General features: G+C 46.1%; 14 protein-coding genes. 2 read left to right on the forward strand and 12 right to left on the reverse strand.

Annotation, left to right across the window (positions count from 1 at the left end; translation table 11 throughout):
- Positions 1-10: 10 nt before the first annotated feature.
- From ACZ5KY_RS01015 to ACZ5KY_RS01030, 4 genes are read right to left on the reverse strand one after another with little or no spacing between them, the layout of a single operon-like run.
- Positions 11-1,291: an ABC transporter permease gene (locus ACZ5KY_RS01015; protein WP_464242053.1), complete on the reverse strand. Its 1,281-nt coding sequence runs from the start codon at positions 1,289-1,291 to the stop codon at positions 11-13.
- Positions 1,285-2,031 carry an ABC transporter ATP-binding protein gene (locus ACZ5KY_RS01020; protein ID WP_464242054.1) on the reverse strand — a complete coding sequence of 249 codons (747 nt, stop codon included), beginning with the start codon at positions 2,029-2,031 and terminating at the stop codon, positions 1,285-1,287. The genes ACZ5KY_RS01015 and ACZ5KY_RS01020 overlap by 7 nt, the downstream gene beginning before the upstream one ends.
- Positions 2,021-3,502: an efflux RND transporter periplasmic adaptor subunit gene (locus ACZ5KY_RS01025; RefSeq protein ID WP_464242055.1), complete on the reverse strand. Its 1,482-nt coding sequence runs from the start codon at positions 3,500-3,502 to the stop codon at positions 2,021-2,023. Before ACZ5KY_RS01025 ends, ACZ5KY_RS01020 begins: the two co-directional genes overlap by 11 nt.
- Positions 3,483-5,183, reverse strand: a complete 1,701-nt coding sequence (locus ACZ5KY_RS01030) for a TolC family protein (protein WP_464242056.1) — start codon at positions 5,181-5,183, stop codon at positions 3,483-3,485. Before ACZ5KY_RS01030 ends, ACZ5KY_RS01025 begins: the two co-directional genes overlap by 20 nt.
- A gap of 343 nt (positions 5,184-5,526) precedes the next feature.
- Here ACZ5KY_RS01030 and hemC point away from each other — a divergent pair, with 343 nt between their 5' ends.
- On the forward strand, positions 5,527-6,468 hold the full coding sequence (hemC, locus tag ACZ5KY_RS01035) for a hydroxymethylbilane synthase (RefSeq protein ID WP_464242057.1): 942 nt from the start codon (positions 5,527-5,529) through the stop codon (positions 6,466-6,468).
- A 154-nt stretch (positions 6,469-6,622) separates the two neighbouring features.
- Here the strand turns inward: hemC and ACZ5KY_RS01040 are convergent, their stop codons facing one another.
- From ACZ5KY_RS01040 to ACZ5KY_RS01050, 3 genes are all read right to left on the reverse strand, one after another.
- Positions 6,623-8,203, reverse strand: coding sequence for a sensor domain-containing diguanylate cyclase (locus tag ACZ5KY_RS01040; RefSeq protein WP_464242058.1), 1,581 nt, complete (start codon positions 8,201-8,203; stop codon positions 6,623-6,625).
- A 293-nt stretch (positions 8,204-8,496) separates the two neighbouring features.
- Positions 8,497-8,637 carry a hypothetical protein gene (locus ACZ5KY_RS01045; RefSeq protein ID WP_464242059.1) on the reverse strand — a complete coding sequence of 47 codons (141 nt, stop codon included), beginning with the start codon at positions 8,635-8,637 and terminating at the stop codon, positions 8,497-8,499.
- An 87-nt stretch (positions 8,638-8,724) separates the two neighbouring features.
- A complete protein-coding gene (locus ACZ5KY_RS01050; protein WP_464242060.1) occupies positions 8,725-9,765 on the reverse strand; it encodes an acyl-CoA thioesterase in 1,041 nt (346 codons plus the stop codon).
- A gap of 405 nt (positions 9,766-10,170) precedes the next feature.
- On the opposite strand from ACZ5KY_RS01050, the gene ACZ5KY_RS01055 reads away from it, so the two are divergent.
- On the forward strand, positions 10,171-11,949 hold the full coding sequence (locus ACZ5KY_RS01055; RefSeq protein WP_464242061.1) for a sensor domain-containing diguanylate cyclase: 1,779 nt from the start codon (positions 10,171-10,173) through the stop codon (positions 11,947-11,949).
- Between the two features lie 193 nt (positions 11,950-12,142).
- Here ACZ5KY_RS01055 and ACZ5KY_RS01060 read toward each other — a convergent pair whose 3' ends face one another.
- From ACZ5KY_RS01060 to ACZ5KY_RS01080, 5 genes are all read right to left on the reverse strand, one after another.
- Positions 12,143-12,574 carry an arsenate reductase ArsC gene (locus ACZ5KY_RS01060; RefSeq protein WP_464244603.1) on the reverse strand — a complete coding sequence of 144 codons (432 nt, stop codon included), beginning with the start codon at positions 12,572-12,574 and terminating at the stop codon, positions 12,143-12,145.
- 195 nt (positions 12,575-12,769) lie between these two features.
- Positions 12,770-14,392, reverse strand: a complete 1,623-nt coding sequence (hcp, locus tag ACZ5KY_RS01065) for a hydroxylamine reductase (protein ID WP_464244604.1) — start codon at positions 14,390-14,392, stop codon at positions 12,770-12,772.
- A gap of 174 nt (positions 14,393-14,566) precedes the next feature.
- Entirely contained in the window at positions 14,567-16,867 is a 2,301-nt protein-coding gene (locus tag ACZ5KY_RS01070) for a diguanylate cyclase (RefSeq protein WP_464242062.1), read from the reverse strand.
- A 234-nt stretch (positions 16,868-17,101) separates the two neighbouring features.
- On the reverse strand, positions 17,102-18,286 hold the full coding sequence (locus ACZ5KY_RS01075) for a hypothetical protein (protein ID WP_464242063.1): 1,185 nt from the start codon (positions 18,284-18,286) through the stop codon (positions 17,102-17,104).
- Between the two features lies 1 nt (position 18,287).
- Positions 18,288-18,965, reverse strand: a complete 678-nt coding sequence (locus ACZ5KY_RS01080; protein ID WP_464242064.1) for an ABC transporter ATP-binding protein — start codon at positions 18,963-18,965, stop codon at positions 18,288-18,290.
- Positions 18,966-18,971 lie beyond the last annotated feature (6 nt).

Consider the following 18,971-nt stretch of genomic DNA (forward strand, 5'->3'; position numbering starts at 1 on the left):
AATCAGAATATTATTCGTGACGAAGGGCCGTTATCGGATCTAACTTCGAAGCCCGAATCGCAGGATAGAGTCCAAAAATAATACCGACGGACAAACTGATCAGCAGCGACAACACCAGACTACCTGATGTCACCACAGTACTCAATCCCGTTATTTTGGAAATAGCCCAAGGGAGGACCAAACCAACAATGCAGCCAATAAATCCACCGCTACACGAAAGGACAACGGTTTCGATAAGAAATTGGCTGACAATCTGATGGCGGCGCGCACCGATGGCACGGCGGATACCAATTTCGCGGGTACGTTCCGTCACCGATGCCAACATTATGTTCATAATACCAATGCCACCAACAAGAAGGCTAATCCCTGCAATGGCACCGAGAACAATATTAAAGCGGCGCTGGATCTTTTCAGCTTGTCGCAATAAAACTAAGGGGATTTTTATCGCGACATCCTCTTTGCGATGAAATTGCGCGATAAGATGATCAATAGCGGTGGCAACAGATTCAACCACCGACTCAGAGTCCATTTGAACAAAAACTTGGTGTAACTCAACCTTTTCCCTTACCGTGCTGCCAGCAACACGACTCACCAACAGATCTCCCGTATGTTCGCGCATCACCGTAAGGGGGATATAGATATCATCATCACGGTCGGGTGAGGTTACATTATCTCCCACCGTTTCGGCGCTCCGGATAACCCCCACCACCCGATAAACGTTACCGCCGGCTCGGACAAAATTACCTAACACCGCCTGAAGTGGAAATAACTGCTGGGCCATCTTTTCAGTAATTACAGCAACAGCATGATGGCGCTGTTCATCCAGCGGGGTCAAAAGTCGCCCAGCAACCAGTGGTCTGCTAACCAAATCAAACCAATGCGAGGTGGTGCCAACCAACCGTACTGCAATCTGTTGCGCTTGCGTCACCACCCGCTCATGGAGAATCTTAATCGGCACGATCCGGCGAACATTCGGAATCGTATCGCGAAGTCGCACCACATCCAGATAGGTGACCCCATACACACTAAAATAATTTTGCCCTTGGCGCTGGTTGTCTTTGCTCACGGTGTTAATCGATCCCATCACAATCACATCGCTACCGAGCTGACGAATTTGCTCTAAGGCCTCCTCGCTCGCCCCCTGCCCCACGGCTAGCATGGCAATCACACTTGCGACACCAAAGATCATACCGAGCATGGTTAAAAATGAACGCATCGCATGCAGACGGAGATTTTTCAGGCCTAAATGGATATCACGATAAACCAAAGAGGGTAAGAAACGGATCAACATGGAGAATCCCCCTCCACACTTGCCTCGCTGTCCTCAATCTTATTACGACCCTCATCGATGCGCACAATACGGCCATCGAGCATATAAAGGCGTCGATCCATGGTATCAGCGACAGATTGATCGTGGGTCACGGTTATCACCGTTTTACCTTCATCGGCAAGACGGTGCAAAACAGACAAGATTTGGCCACCTGTTGCCGCATCAAGGTTCCCAGTCGGCTCATCGGCCAATAAAATCGCAGGATCGTTGGCCAAAGCCCTAGCAATCGCCACCCTCTGCTGCTGACCGCCAGAAAGTTGCGACGGGCGATGCGACCAACGATCATCAAGAGACATGGTCGCAGCAAGAGATTTCGCTCGGTCACGCGCCTGTTTTGCTTCGACACCTAAATAATACAGCGGCAGTTCAATATTTTCGAGAACGTTTAATTGTGGAATAAGATGAAAACTTTGGAAAATAAAACCAAAACTAACAAGGCGCAGTTCACTCAGGGCATCATCATTTAACGCACTCACATCTTGACCATGAAGCTGATAGGTTCCAGAAGTGATCGAATCAAGGCAGCCAATCACATTAAGCAGGGTACTCTTTCCCGAACCACTACGGCCAAGAATCGCAACAGTTTTCCCCGATTCGATCGACAAATCGATGCCATTCAAGGCTGAGATAAGATTATCACCCGAGCCATAGCATCGACTCACCTGTTGCAACACAATCAGTGCGTCGACTTTAGCGGCCACTCCCTCCAGCCTCCTCTAACGGTGGGTTAAGCTGCACCTGATCACCATCCTGTACTCCTGATAAAATCTGAACCCGACTGTCACTACTTTGCCCCAGCTCAACCTGTTGCAAGGTCACCTCTCCATCCCGTAAGCGATACACGAAGGGCGTCCCCTGATTTATAACGACAGCCTGAATTGGAATGGCTAACGTTTTATCAAACTGATCCACCTGAATTTCAATGCGGCAATTCATGCCACTACGTAATGCCTCATCGTGGTCAAGCAACAACAGCTCAGCACGGTACAGTTTAAGATCAGGATTCAGCCAACTGCTCATAGCATCAGGCAGCAGCGCCACCGAACGCACCTGCGCTTTAAATGAACGGCCCGGCATTGAATCAACAAAAATTAAAGCCGATTGTCCCTCTTTCACTTTTTCTAAATTGGATTCATGGATCTTTGTTTCAGCAACCATTTTACCCGTCGAAGGGAGGTAGATTAACTCTTGCCGTTCACGCACTTGTTGACCGGCACTAAGGGGCTCAGTATTACCGCGCCAATTTCGCTGCAATGAACTGGCATACACCACCACACCCGCTTGAGGAGCAACAATCACTGTTTTAGTGATAGCCAATTCCACCTTTTCTAACTTCGCCGTCTCACGCTCTAGCAACGCTTTCTTTGAACTCAAAGAAGATTCAGCCTGAACCTGCGTTGCCACGGCCTTACGTTTATTGCGGCCTAATTCCATTCGTGTTTTTTCAACTTCCGCTTCCAGCTCGGTCAATTGGCGAATATGGGTAAATTTAAGCAATAATTCGAGATTACTTTGGCTCAATTCACGATCGATGCGCGATTTCTGTGCCGCCAACTCATCGGCCTGAAGTTCAGTTTGCGAAAGAAACTTTTCCTCAAACAGCACTTTCGACCACGCTAACTTCTCCTCCGCTCGGCGTAATTCCTCTTCTGCTAGAGCAATTTGTGCGAGCTGTTCCTTTTTTTGATTGGGGAATTCACCCAAACGATATTTTTCAAGATCACTCTGAGAAAATTGATACGCCAATCGAGCCGATTCAACATCACTGTGCGACTGACTTTTAACCACCTCTAAATTTTCACGCGCCTGAACAAAATTTGCCTGTGCAGACTGAACATTGATCTGCCGCTCAACCAATTGATCCTGCAATGAGCTGGCATCTAGCTCAATGAGTGGCGTCCCTTTATCGACCTCAGTCCCTTCATCGACCACCGATAAAATGGTGGTTACCCCCGCAAGAGTATTGACGATTACTGCCTGATCTTTTGCCTTCAAGCTGCCCGCAGCATTCACGGTTACCTCAAAGCGACTTGATTCAACCCACGACCACACGGGTCGCTGCGCGAGCGACTCAACCGCTTCGGGGGCAAACAGTAGTTGCCACAGCCCAACACCGACCAACACGGCAACACCACACAGGATAATATTTTTTTTATTGCGCCAATTCTGCATATTTGTTTACATCCTCCAACCAATCTCCTGCTGTATCGATCTCCAAGGAACCGACATCGCGCATCAATTCCATCGCCCGAATTCGATATTGCACCTGCGCTTCGAGCAAGGCATTTTCCGCCGAAACAAGATCATCCTGAGCTTCGAGCAAATCACGGATCTGAATGCGCCCTGCCTGCAAAAACAGATCGGTACTCATCACTCGACGTTTCGCAACCTTAAACGCCTGTTGTTGAATTTGGATCAGCTCAAAGGATTCCTGCCGACCACGCCATGCACTGCGCACCTGATATTTAATCAAATCTTCCAATTGCTGCTGCGCCCGCTGACTCGCCTCAAAATCGATCAATCGATTCCGTAAAGCGTTGCGTTCAGCAGTACGTTCAAACGGTAAATCAATACTTAACAACGCCGAATAATCTCCCGTATCGGGATTAAGTTGTACATTATCGCTCGCTACCGACGACACCGTGCGATGCGCACCATCACTTGCTGCGGCGAACAACGTCACATCTGCGCGTAAGGCATCCTCGGCAACCCGAACCTTGCGCTGTGAATCGGCCACGCGACTCTGCACAATACGTAGATCGCGACGCAAAGCTAACGCAAGACGTAATAGCGATGACGGTGGTTCCACCAGCTCATGAACACTGTCACCCAGAGATTTAACCTGTGCCAACAAAACCTGTCGATCCAATTCTAGCTGGGCATCGATAGGCAACCCAAGGGTGAGCTTGAAACTATCCAAGCGAGCCGCACTCGTTTGTTGGGCACTCACCCAGCTTACCCGAGCGCGCAGTTCATCTTGCAACGCCTGATCGACCTGAATTCCTGGCAACCGACCCGCATCAGCCAGCCGTTGTGCGCGCTTTCGTGCCACCACTAAGCGTTGATAATTATCGTAAGCGGTATCAACTCGATTCATCCGCTCCAACGCCAACAGATATTCACTGGCAACCTGTACCGCAAATGAGCGCCGAAAACGCTCGAACGTCCACATGGCATAAAGAACATCGCGCTCCGCCTGTTGGAGCGGCTCTGTCACCACCTCAGACCCTGCACCACGCAATAATGGAATACTGATACTAGCATCGGCAACCAAGCCACGCGCTGACACATGGTTCGCCGTTAGCAACTGCACTAAATCGAGGCCAATCGAGGTAACAAACGATACGCCACTCTTAAACTGACGCGCTACGCCAGCCTGAGCAGTGTACTGTAAGCCATTGCGACGATCACCCAGCCCCTTATTGCTGCTCCACAGCGACGATATCAACCCTGAAAACGTGCTACGAAAACCATCACGTTCTAAATCAAGAGCTAGAGCTTGACGAAAAATTGTCTCTTTATTCGTTTGATAGATTCGGCTGTTGCGCGCTGCGACCTGTAGGGCATCATCAAGTGATAACTGAAAGGTATCGGAGTGGAAGTGGGATTGAGAAGTGGGCGTATCATCACTAACCACCTCAGCAGCAGCACTCGTTACCAGCGCTTGATCGCGTAATAACCTATGACGAAGCTGATCCTCGGCGGTAGCGATGGTAAAGGGATGATCGAGACCTGTTTCAGCCTGTTTTTCTGAAATAATCGAATAACCCACCTCATCGGCTTCCATTACATACGCCGCAGGTGCTACACAACCAGTCAAAAAAACGATCAGCAAAACACTAATATTTCGCATTAAATTTATCCCCACACAGCCTTAATCTTAAAAGAAACTTAAACTAAAGTAACATACCTCCCCCTCGAATCGCATAAAAACCTGTAATGATTGAAAAAAAAGTGACTTGAAAACCGCCTTGACAGCAACTTGAATACCTGAAAAAATGCCCAAATCTCTGAATCTCTCGCAAAAATGAATTAGATGGCCAAGCAACACACTTCGTCCTCCAAGACGTAGCGGTTGTTCAAGGGTACAAGGCATGCCTGTTGTATGTCGAAGTCTTGACCAAACGCTGCAACGCAGGTGGCGGACTTTTTTGCGACGCCATCAATCTATGAATCTCTCGCAAGGTGATATTATTATGAGCACTACAATCAAAATTGGAACCCGTCGTAGCAAGCTAGCCATGTGGCAAGCCTATTATGTAGAAGAGTTGCTACAAAAGGCGGGGATGAAAACTGAAATTGTTCAAATCGATACACGCGGTGATCAAGTTCTCGATGTTTCCATTGCTAAAATTGGTAGCAAAGGGGTGTTTACCGAAGAGTTGGAAGTCCAACTGCGCAGTGGTGATATTGATATCGCCGTACACAGCGCTAAAGATATGCAATCAGAACTACCCGAAGGCTTTGAGGTCATCGCCTTCACGGTGCGCGAAAAAGCGAACGATGTGGTGGTTAGCCGCAACAAAGAGTTGCGCTTTGCTGATACCAGCCGCCCATTGACCGTCGGCTCCTCATCTGTTCGCCGCCGCGCCTTGCTCAAAGCGTATTACCCACACATTAAAGTGATCGAGATGCGTGGCAACCTACAAACCCGTATCGGTAAAATGGATGACGGTCAATGCGATGCCATGATCCTCGCTTACGCTGGTGTTAGCCGGATGGAGTACAACGATTTGATCGTTGAAACACTGTCAACCGATCAGTTCATTCCACCCGTTGGCCAAGGTAGCGTAGCGATTGAGTCAGCAACCACTCTTGACGCTGAAAAACGTCAAATCATTCGCGATGCCATTAATCACACTGAAACAGAGTTCTGCCTGCTTGCCGAGCGCGCCTTCTTGAAAACCCTTAAAGGTGGATGCAGCATCCCCGCCTTTTGCATGGCTGAGCTCGCCGACAACAATCAACTCGATGTCACCGGTGGCATGATTAGCCTCGACGGTCAAACCCTGATCAAAAATGTTACCACCGGTTCTCGCGATGACGCTGAAGATATTGGCCACCAAATGGCAACACTAACAATGGAACAAGGTGGTGCAGAGATTCTCGCTGCTATCCGTAAAGAGCGCGGCGAATAACGTTCAACGAAAATATGGCACAAACAAGAAAAGGCACTCCACACAGGGTGCCTTTTCTTGTTTAAACAGTATAATAGCTACGTTGTAACTTGATGCCAGCCCCCATCCACCTACTCAAAAAAGAGAAGTTGGCACCTCTAGGTTTAAATTGTCACTAACTTGCTTTAATACAATTTCGACCGACACTTTTAGCTCGATATAACGCCTTATCAGCTAAATCAATCAACTCCTCTTTGCTCTGAAACTTTCCAGGAATGGCACTGATTAAGCCAATGCTTACAGTAATGACGTTAGCGACACTGGAAAACTCGTGTGCATAGTTAAGGTCTTCAACACTTTTTCTTATCATTTCAGAAACATGAATTGCTGAATCCATAGATGTTTCAGGGAGGATACATACAAATTCCTCCCCTCCATAGCGCGCTACACAATCCCTAGGCCTTGTTACATTCTTTTGGATTGTTTGAGCGACGGTCTTAAGAGCTTCATCCCCTGCCAAATGCCCATATTTGTCGTTATATGGTTTAAAACAATCGATATCAATCATGATCAATGAAATTACGCGGGAATCTCTCAATGCAGAATTCCATTCTGTTTCATATTGGTCGTTAAATTTTCTACGGTTATATAGACCGGTTAAGGCATCCTTTTCACTCAGAGATTCGAGGTCTTTCTGGGTAAGTTCATGCTGAATAATTTCCTGAGAAAGACTTTGATTTATCTCCTGTAATTGCTTTGTTCGTTGATCGACTGTTTCTTCCAGCTTATGCTGAGATTCTCTTATCTTTTTGAGGAAAAAACCAATTCCTTGGAACAGGACAAAGATCGTTACAGAAAAAACTGCCAAAATAATCATCCCAGCATTACATAGAGATGCTCTGAAGTCATATAAGTGTTTTGTGATGTCTAAAACAGTGATGATTTCTCCAACAGAGACTCCAGCATAATTTTTAAGCGGTAGAGTGTAGAGTTTGCTGTGATAAGTTTCTGAACTTTGTAAAATATCTAAAGGGGCAGATTGAGATATAATTTCAAGAAAACTTTGGTCATTAAAGGGGGCTCCAGATGATGTAATGAGAAGTTTCCCATTGCTTGCTATCATTTGCGTCTCGGAACCTTGAAGAACATTTTCCTTATTAATCAATATCCCCCATTGTATTTCAAAGTTCTTGGATAGCATTTCAAGGCTGTGCATTGCGTCGGCGATGAAAACAATTATGCCAACATACTTGTCATTGTGGTAGACCGGATAACTGAATCGATAGCCCAATCCACCTAAAGCGAGCACAAGTCCGCTTAAGGGTTTTTTGCCCTTCAGGGAATCCCTGACGAAAGGGATATGGGAAACATTTTGTCCTATCAGTTTTTTATCCTTTGTGTGGTAAAAAACAGTACCATCGTCCTGAATGAAGTTAATACATGCAAAAAGGTGATCTTCCTTTATGAGGGTATTAATTCGTTGTTCAAGATTTATGGTTAGGTTGGATCGATCTCTTTTTGCGAAAGCATTTACAATTGCAGGGGATGACTTCACAAACCCCTCAATGCGAGTGCTGTATTTATTTTCAATGGTTACAGAATGATCAATGAAGTTATTGCGGAGATTTGTGCCAATACGTTTTGCAACCTCATCGTTTCCTTTGTAGTACTCACTAATAAAAAGCGTTCCAAAGGCAACGATTAAGACAAGCTCTAAAGCTAAAACGAGTGCGATAATTTTTCCACGAATTGACACGACATTTCTCCTTTATGCTGGAGAACATCTCACACCCTGCAGTTAGTTAAAAGAAGTAAATTATTAAAAGACAATGATACCATTAGACAAGCCCCGCTAATTAGTGCAGATAACAACTGAACCTTATCGAAACTCACTAAATTTTGAACTTATTTACATTACGGTGAAGAACAGAGAGGGCACAACTTGATGGCGGACAATGCCCGCCCTACCCGGAATCAACTAAAGTAGAGCAGCCCTTAACCGATAGATTCAAACAATTTAAATTGCAATGAACAGTTTACCTCAAGGCCTCAAACAAACATCCGAATCTCATCGCGCACACGACGATAACAATCAAGCTGCGCTTGATCATCCTCTAATTCATCCGCATTCTTCAGTGGATCATTAAAACCGATATGCACCATCTTGATCCGGTAGCAAAACTGAGACATCCCCAAGCCTCGCAGGTAACTATCTTAATAAAATTGCGGCAAAACAATCGTTACGATTCAATACGGGCAGTAACCTTGTTGCCCATTTTAATGTTGATGCCGTCCGACTTTCTTACTTCGCCGATACGCCTGTAGATAGAGAGCATCTTCACGGTACGTGGTGGGATAGATGGTCGGAACCGTCTGAGGGATAAGGTTTTCATCGACGTTGACGAACGTGAATAAACACGAGTTTGACAGAGACTCGCTGGTACGATCTCGGCTGATGCGACGGATATTTGCCTCAACGCAGACTGTGGTCTTGCCCGTATAGACAACACGACAGGTGTAATGAAGTTTGTCATCGAGGTTCACGGGGGTGAAAAAGTTGACGCGGTTAACCGCCACAATGACTAGCCGGTTAGGAGCAACCAATTCAGCGCAGATTGAGGAAAGTTCGTAAGCGCGCCTCATCAGATAACCACCAAAGATCGTGGTCGGAACATTCTCTTTCGCTGGGTACATCCGCTCCCAAGAGTCAGCAACCAAATCAGCCGAAAGTAGACCAGTGAAATCCGGCTGTTCCTGCGCGCAATGGAGGCGGTTGAGCAGTTCATATTCCTCACGGGTTGGCGGCTCCTGGGCGGCATCTTGTTCAACACGGTAAGACTTGCGGCAGTTGACGGCGTTATCGAAGTGCTTCTGTTCCAAAGAATCAAGGTATTCTAAAGGCGGAAGGGTGACACTCTTTGATTGCTCACCGACGCCTAATCGGGCGACCATGGTAAAGAAACAAGAGGCAATATAAACCCCTGGTTTACCGGGGTGCTCGACGCGGATACCAACTTCCATCGAGGTGCGACCGACATGATTGATGCGGGCGTGCAGCACAATATCTCGGGAAACATCAGCAGCACCCATGATCATGATTTCATCAATCGCTGCCGTCACAACCCGAGCTTCAGGGTAGAACTGGCGAACATAATTGAGCGCTGTCTCTTCAGCAACCTTATCAAGAACCTCAAGTAATCGACCAAAACGCACATTGCCGAGCAGCGGTTCATTAACCACCATAAAGCTGCGCCGAAGGTCGAGGTCGCTGCTTAAAGGTAGGGTGCGGTGAAACGAGGTATCTCTAGGTCGTGCCATGGTATTCTCCACAGAGGTCGGTTAGAGGTTAAAGGAGTATTTTAATTATTTTTGTGGGGATTAGAAACTAACCTCCATCGCTTTCAGCACACGTACATTCTCTTGCTTAAGATCTTACTATCGGGTTGCTCTGAATTTTACGGCACGAACTACAGTATCAACTTAATGCGGGAAGTGTCCCTTTTTTTGCCAGTGTAAATTGCAAAAGATGTCCCCTGTGGCATATCGGTTGCTTTTACGACCTGAATCCGAGGCTACTAAAGAGTAGCGAAGTATCATAGTTAACTTAATTAATGCTTCCTGTCAGATTATTGCCATGGTATAGCATTTAAAACTCAACACTATAAATGATCCATGCAGCGCTGCCGATTATGAAATATTTACTGACAACCTCTGGAGATAATCATGAAGATTCAACATAAGGCGGCACTAACAATGACCCTGTTCGGTGTTGTCATTGTAACCATGCTTTCACTAGGTTATGACATGCTGAGTCACAAAATTGTCATAGATAAAGAGTTGAACAACATTAAAAACATCTCTAACGAAGTCGCTCTGCATATTAACGCTCACCTTAAAGCAAAAGCAGCAATAGCTACCACTCTTTCTACAGCTCCGATTATCAAGGATGCTTTGCTAATAAGCAATTCTATGTTTTCCGTATTACCTGATGCTAAACGAAAACAAGAAATTGATAACCGCAACCAGAAATGGATAGAAACAGCGGATATTAGAGATCCCCTTATCCAAGCCCACATGGGCAACCCCGTTGCAGAGTATCTTAAGTATCAGCAAACAATCTTGCCCGGCGAGTATGGAGAAATATTCCTTACCAACCGTTATGGGGTCATGATTGCCACGACCGGCAAACTGACAACCCTTGCTCATCGCCACAAATATTGGTGGGTAGCGTGCTTTGATGATGGCCAGGGAAGAATTTTTCTGGATGATCGTGGCTTTGATTCCAGCGTGCAGGGCACTGTGCTCGGAGTGGTGATTCCAATCAGGGATGGCAACGAGATCATTGGGATACTGAAATGCAACGTAAATATCATGGGGGCACTGAGCGAAGCTGTCCAGGAGTTTGGTCAACGCAATCCCGGCAAGATAAAAATCGTCCGCACTGGTGGATTAATCATATCCGAACCTGATGTCGTGCCGCTATCAACCATGCTAAACGAGGCCCTCATTGAGCCATTACAGACAAAAGAGAGCGGCACGACAATCATTGTTGAAAACAACGAAAATCAACTGGTGTCTTTTGCTCCGATACGAATAACAATGGGATCAGAGCAATTTGGTTTTGGCGGCCATCAGGAATCGACAGACCACATTAAAGGCAATAAAGGCGAAGCTTGGCATGTTGTCATCTCTCAGAGAGAAGAAGACGCGATTATATCTGCCCATGAAGCGACATCTGTCATTGTTCTTCTTGGAGCTATCTTTACCCTCCTGACCGCGGTGGCCGCCCTACTTTTAGGCAAATTGGCAGCCAAGCCCATAGTTGAGCTTGCAACTATCGCCCGGAATATTGGTGAAGGCAATTTCGATTCTAGGAACAGCGTAAACTCAAACGACGAAATCGGTAATCTATCAAAATCATTAAAAAAAATGGCACACAATCTTCAAGAGACCATGGCTTCCAGGGATGAATTGATCTTTGAGGTCGAGCAACGCAAAAAGGCGGAAGAACAGCTGCAAATTCTTTCAACCACTGACGAGTTGACCGGCGTTGACAACCGAAGGGCATTCAACGATAAGTTGCACACGAATATTGGCAGGGCAAAGCGCTATCACGAACCGCTTTCACTATTGATGCTCGATGTCGATAATTTTAAAAAGGTCAATGATTCGTATGGCCATAATGTTGGAGATCTGGTTTTAAAGACCTTGGTCAGTGCTCTAACGGAAGGCATCCGTCAAGAGGATCTCATTGCCCGCTGGGGCGGTGAAGAATTTTCCATTTTGCTGCCGCAAACAGGTAAAGACGCCGCCCTGCAACAAGCTGAACGATTAAGGGAAAAGGTAGCTGACTATGACTTTCCAACAGTTGGGCAGGTAACTGTAAGTATTGGCCATACGGAACTGCAAGATCAAGATATTCCTGAGTCACTGGTTAAACGTGCCGACAATGCTCTTTATCAAGCAAAAAGAGGGGGCAGGAATATTGTAAAAGCCTGTTAGGAGTCTGTCGGCGGGGGCATAGACCGAGGCACTCTCTGCGACGAACACTGCGCTTAAGCACAGGGACGAAACAGGCAAGAGCAAGAAGGGAGGAGTGTCACTTGACGGCGGACAATGCCCGACCTACCTGAGATTAACTAAGGTGGAGCAGCATTAACCGATAGATTTAAACAACTAGAGTTGCAATAAAAAGTTATCCTAACGCCTCAGGCAACGTCTCAACAAACTCCCGGATCTCATCGCGCACACGGCGATAACAATTAAACTGCGCTTGTTCACCCTCTAATTTAGACGCCATCTTCGGCGGATCATCAAACCCCACATGCACCACCTTGGCCCCCGTAGGGAAATAGGGGCAGGTTTCGTGAGCATGACCGCACACAGTAACAACATAATCAAAGGCCACATCAGGAAACTCAGTGACCAATTGCGAGCGGTGAGTACTGATATCCACCCCTGCTTCGGCCATCACTTTTACCGCGTTGGGATTCAAACCGTGGGTTTCAATGCCAGCGGAATAGACTTCGATTTGATCGCCTTTGAGTGCGCGCGCCCAGCCTTCGGCCATTTGGCTGCGGCATGAATTACCCGTACATAAGAAAAGTAGTTTTATTTTGTCAGTCATCATTTGGCTGTTTTTATCCTTCAGGCCACATTCTGTTTTTATTAGCAGATACGACATTTAACACGGCAAGTGATAGCAATGTCAATAGCGCCGGTATCAATTTGATCGGTGGTTATCACATTAAAAAAGGGGAGCTCCACAATCAGAGCCCCCCTTATCAGTTTCACGTTATCGCTTTATTTTTTCTGTTCAGTATTAATTACCAGCCATCATCGCATCAACATCAGCTTGAACTTCACCAACGGCTTTAATATTGAAGTTTTCGATCAATACTTTAGCAACGTTTGGTGATAAGAACGCTGGCAAGGTGGGTCCGAGGCGGATCCCTTTCACACCAAGATGAAGCAGTGCTAACAGTACGATAACTGCTTTTTGCTCATACCATGCAATATCGTAAGAGATTGGTAAGTCGTTAATATCTTCAAGACCAAAGACCTCTTTGAGTTGAAGCGCAATATAAGCCAGTGAGTAAGAATCATTACACTGACCCGCATCAAGTACGCGAGGGATTCCACCGATATCACCAAGATTAAGTTTGTTGTAACGGTACTTGGCACAACCTGCGGTGAGGATAATGGTATCCTGTGGCAACGCTTCAGCGACTTCAGTGAAGTAGTTACGTGACTTATGGCGACCGTCGCAGCCAGCCATAACAACAAAACGTTTGATGGCACCACTCTTAACAGCATCAACAACTTTATCAGCAAGAGCCATTACCTGAGCGTGAGCAAAACCACCAACAATGGTGCCAGTTTCGATCTCAACAGGTGCTGCACAGGATTTAGCTTGCTCAATAATTGCTGAGAAATCTTTGCTACCACCTTCTGCACGTTCTGCAACGTGTGGTACACCGGGCCAGCCAGCCATACCAGTGGTGTAGATACGATCTTTATACGCATCTTTCACCGGAGTAATGCAGTTAGTGGTCATCAGGATAGGGCCGTTAAATGAAGTAAACTCTTCGCCCTGCTTCCACCATGCATTACCGTAGTTACCGACGAAGTTGTCATACTTTTTGAATGCAGGATAGTAATGAGCAGGAAGCATTTCACTGTGAGTATAGACGTCAACGCCTGTACCCTCAGTTTGCTTGAGAAGTTCTTCCATATCTTTCAGGTCATGACCAGAGATAAGGATACCCGGCTTGTCACTAACACCAATGTTAACCGTTGTCAGTTCAGGGTTGCCGTAAGTTGTGGTGTTTGCTTCATCGAGTAGCGCCATACCTGCTACACCAAACTCACCACATTTGAGGACAAGACCAACCATCTCATCGACACTGAGATCTTGAGTCGTTGATGCCAGTGCTTCAACGAGAAATGCGTAAATTTCAGATTTTTGGAATCCGAGCACTGCCGCATGATCAACATACGCGGCGAGACCCTTTGCGCCGTAGATAAGAAGTTCACGTAGGGAGCGAACATCTTCATTGGCTTGAGAAAGAACACCCACCTCAGCCGCTTTCGCAGCAAAGTCGGCCTCAGCGCCATTCCATGTCACGCAATCAGCCGCCGCGTTCGAACCAATAGTAAGCTTGAGCGCGTCACGCTTGGTGATGGTTTGTTTAATCAAATCAGTGATTCGTGCGTTATCGAAGTTAGCATTGGTAATGGTTGCAAACAGACCTTGAGCGACAAATAAACCAACAGTATCATCAAGTTTACCTGCTGCGTCAGCCTCAGTGGCGACAACAGAAAGACCACGTAAAACATAAACTAAGAGATCTTGCAGTTGCGCGGTATCGGCTTGCTTGCCACAGGCGCCAACAACTGTACAACCAGTACCTTTAGCCGCTTCTTGACATTGAAAACAGAACATACCCATGGTTGAACTCCTTTTAAAATATTAAGTAGGAAAGAATTTGTTTTTGTTGCGTCAGACAATGACAGAGATGAATCGAGAAAAAATTGACGCAGATCAAAAAGTGACAAAAAGAGTCATTTTTTAAATAAAGAGAGTTAAATACTCTTTAAACGAGAAAGGACGATACCATCAAAGCATCGATTCAGAACACACAATTCGATTTCGGCCATTCTGTTTCGCTTGATAAAGAGCTTCATCGGCTAAGCGAACCACGGAACATATCTCATCACCGTGTAACGGGAACAGCGCCACACCAGCCGACAGGGTAATATTAATTTTTTCACTATTGTTGAAGATATAAGCACTACGCTCAACCACAAGACGCAGTTGTTCAGCCTTTTCCTTACACTGGTCTAAAGAGATATCGGGCATGATAACGATAAACTCCTCACCACCGTAGCGACAAACAACATCACTCTCTCTAAAGTGGTGATGTAATATTTTACCCAGTAACCTCAATATTTCATCACCCGCCTCATGACCATAGTTGTCATTAAAAATCTTAAAATGATCAACATCCATCATAATAATTCCAACTTGACTGTCATTTCTAATGGCGCGGCTCTCCTCTTGACGTAGAATCTCATCCATATATCTGCGATTAAATAAACCCGTTAGAGGATCGCGAATTGATTGTTGCTGTAATCGAACCCGCAAGCGTAAGTTTGCAAGTCTATTCGCAATATATTCAACAATATCCTCCACGACAGCCACCATTCGAGCGAGTTGTTCTACCTCATTAATTTCATGTTGAACATGCAGGATTCCAAAGGTATCACCATAAGCGGTTATCGGAGTACAAAGAGTCATCATGGTGCCATCGCCATCAAAGTGGGGACAAGGAAGGGTACTCTCTCCACCATCAAAAATATATGCGGAGCCACGCCTCATGGCAAAACATGCATCAATGGGATAGTTACGACCAATATTTTCTCTCGCACAATTCCAATCAGCAACAATTTCAAGCTGTTGCCCTTCACGTCCCAACCTAAAAAGAGAGCCGCTCGTTTTGGGGAAAGCTTTGTTCATAATAATTCGTACTGACCGATAGATCTCCTCCTCGTTCCGGCACTCCTGCAACATCTCATTGGCATTCTTCAACATCGTTGTTTCAATGTTATTCTGTTCCAACTGGCCAACCAGCAAACTTTGCTCGGCGGTACGCTCGACAACTCTAGCCTCCAAGGTATCAATCTGATCTTTGAGTTTATCAACCATAAGATTAAAACTACGTCCCAGTTGGCCAATCTCATCATTACGGTCAACGAGTACCTGCTCAGTCAAATCCCCACCAACAACTTTATTCGCTACCATGGCTAATTTTTTAACAGCACTGGTAACATTGTAGATCAGTGCTCCACCCATCGCGGTCAAAACCAATATGGTAAAAATAGCAACGCGTAACAAGCGTTGCGCCAAAACTTTACCACTACGTTGCAAATCATCTATGTAGACCGATGAAGCAACATAGTAATCGTATTGTGGGAAATATCGCACCCAAGCGAGTTTATCATAATGGTAGTTACCCATATCGGAGGGCTTATCCCACTTATAAACCAATTGATTATCATTACTATGAGCAGCAGCCATCAACTCTTGACCGACAGATTCCCCAGTTACCGGATTGCGCAGTTCAGAAAAATTTGTTTTTTCAATATTACTGTTTGGATGGATAATCATATTTAGATCACCATCAAAAATATATAAATAGCCATTCTCTGCGATCGGAGCCGAACGAACAAACTCACTAAGATAGGCCAGAAGCTTCTCTTTGCGCACGATGGTTTCTCGATTAAGATCCTCTAGATAAACGTCAGAACCGATCACCCAGCCCCAGTCAGATAAATTCCTAGTATAAGTGAGCTTGTGAAGTGGTGACTCTTCTCCCAAACGTTGCAACCAATAATCATGATAACTCGAACCACTTATCTGCGCCCGTTCAATGATCGGTTGCAGAATTGGTTGCCCATCAATATCCTTAATATTTGCCCCATTGGCACCATTAAATTCAGGATCGGGATGGTAGATGAAGTTTGCATCGTAATCACAGATATAGAGATAATTGTTGTTAGCGTAGCGAAAACCACTTATCCCTTCAATAGCCTGTTGCTTTGCTTCATCAAGTGTCAACTCGCCTTGATCGTATTTTTTACGAATACGACTTAATGACATGGACGCGATACCAACAATATCAGTTAAAGATTGTTTGTGTTTTTCAAGCGAATAATGTTCCCATGCAGTGAGATTCTTATGGGCCCGATTGAGTAGACTGTAGATCGTATCAAGAGAAGTCTTAACTGAACGTTCCTCAATTCTATAGATATGTTGATCAACAAAGGGGATGGTAAAGTAGTAGATGCTTGGGACAAGGAGAACCGCTGCCACAATAAGGAGCAAAAATAATTTCGCAAACAATGTGTTTCGAAACATCTTGATCCTCCATCAAAAGAGGGTTTACCTTAGCCACGACAGCTCGGTCAGACCATCAAAACGCCACAACGTCCCAACTAATAAAAAGACCGAAGAACAATCAGTTAAGTCTTTAACAAACCAGTACATAGATATTTAGCGTAACAGAATTATATCCACAGTCAACCGTATAAGTTAATGGTCTTTCCAGTGTTAATGATACGGTGCCTCCAGTTTTAATTTTGTCTAATTCAGCTAAAAACTCCAGCGCAGGCGTAAATAACCAAAAGTCTTCGGCTGCTGGCCAAAACGACTGCTGGCTGCACCTGCAAAATGTTGTAGCACCAGTTGCAATTCGAAGTTATCACTCAGAGAGATGGCGTTGGTGGCAACCAAATAGAATGAATCATCGTCATAATAACTAACCCCTACCAACTGACGGCTCAACGGCGTAAGATCGAAAGACAGATCGACGGAAGCGGTCCAACGACTAAAGCTTAAATCACGTGCCGAACTCGGTTGCAAGTAAAGAGCATTTGTCACCAACTCATCGGCAGGATCGCTTAAGTAGAGCAACGATACAGAAGTCAGGACACTGTGCCGTCCCTTCCAGCTATAATCGCTCTCTATGGTCGCCACAACGGCTGAATGAGTATCCTCACCACCATCACGCTGCGGGATAAAACAACTCATTTCACCACGCAATCCCGCCCCCGCGACACTGCCAGCAAAACCGCAACCGACCACGTAATCATCTTCAATATCACCCACAATAAGTTGCAGATCATACGGATTAACATTAAACAAATAACGGCCAGCAACACTGTGTTCATTGCCGTTCGATAGCGGATCACGCACCGCCCACACCAGCTCCAATCGCGAAGCAAAACCAAGATTACGGCTCATCAACAGCGCATCACTGCCAGCACGCTCTTCATAATCAAGGTCATAGACCGAGTAGCTATTAAATAGATCGTTGGGGTTCCAGCGTGTCGCCATACCCCAGTTGATACGGTGTCTTCCCAAGCGCACTCGATATTCATTCGACTGCCAATCGACATAGAGTCGATCAATGGTGCTGGTTGCCAGCAGATCACCCCGCTCTAACAAATTGGTGGTGAGGTCAACAACACCGCTATCGCTGCTAACCTGTTGTGCGAAGCCATCACTGCTAAGAGTATCTCCAGTATATAATCGGTTGCGCAGTGCAGCAGCGAAACGCAGATGTGAACTGGGCCGATATTCGACATTGAAACGTTGATGGACTAAAAAGTTGGCCGAATTCTCCGCTGATTCAACGTGCCCCGCCAAAGCCAGAAGCTTCACGTAGCCCGCAACGGACCATTTTTTTTCCGCAGCAACGCCAGGAGGTTGCGCCAGCGCGCCAGTCACAACGGCAGTTAATAGGATGATGGCTAAAAGGACAACACGCACGCTCACGTTACTGATCCCCTTTCACCTTGCCATCTTCAAAAACAATCACCCGTTTGGCGCGCTCAATAACGCGCGGATCATGAGTGGAGAAGATAAAGGTGGTCCCCTCCTCCTCATTGAGTTGCTGCATAATATCCAACAAACCACGGGTAGTGACGGCATCGAGGTTTGCTGTCGGTTCGTCGGCCAAAACAAAACGGGGTCGCGATGCTAGAGCGCGGGCAACGGCCACCCGTTGCTGCTGACCACCTGAGAGTTTACTTGGCACAGAATTCAAGCGATCACCAAGGCCCATTTCGCTAAGGAGAGCGACAGCTCGTTGCTCACATTCAGCGTGTTTTTCACCCTGCAATTGCAGCACGAATTCGACATTTTCTTTGGCTGTCAATACCGGCAACAAGCTAAAATCTTGAAAGATAAAGCCGATGTGGTCACGCCGAAAGCGGATCAATTCACGGGTGCTGAGTTGGGCGAGATCTTGCTCACCAATGCGTACCCGCCCCGAGGTAGGAAAATCGATACCGCCAAGCATGTTCAGCAAGGTGGTTTTACCTGAACCCGACGGCCCCATGATGGCGACAAATTCCCCCTGTTCAATGGTCAGGCTGACATGGTCCACAGCCGTCACGGGAAAATCGCTTTCGGTGTTATATATTTTGGTTAAATCATCAATGTGAATGGTCACAATCAT

It is taken from the genome of Desulfuromonas svalbardensis (genome assembly GCF_055389415.1).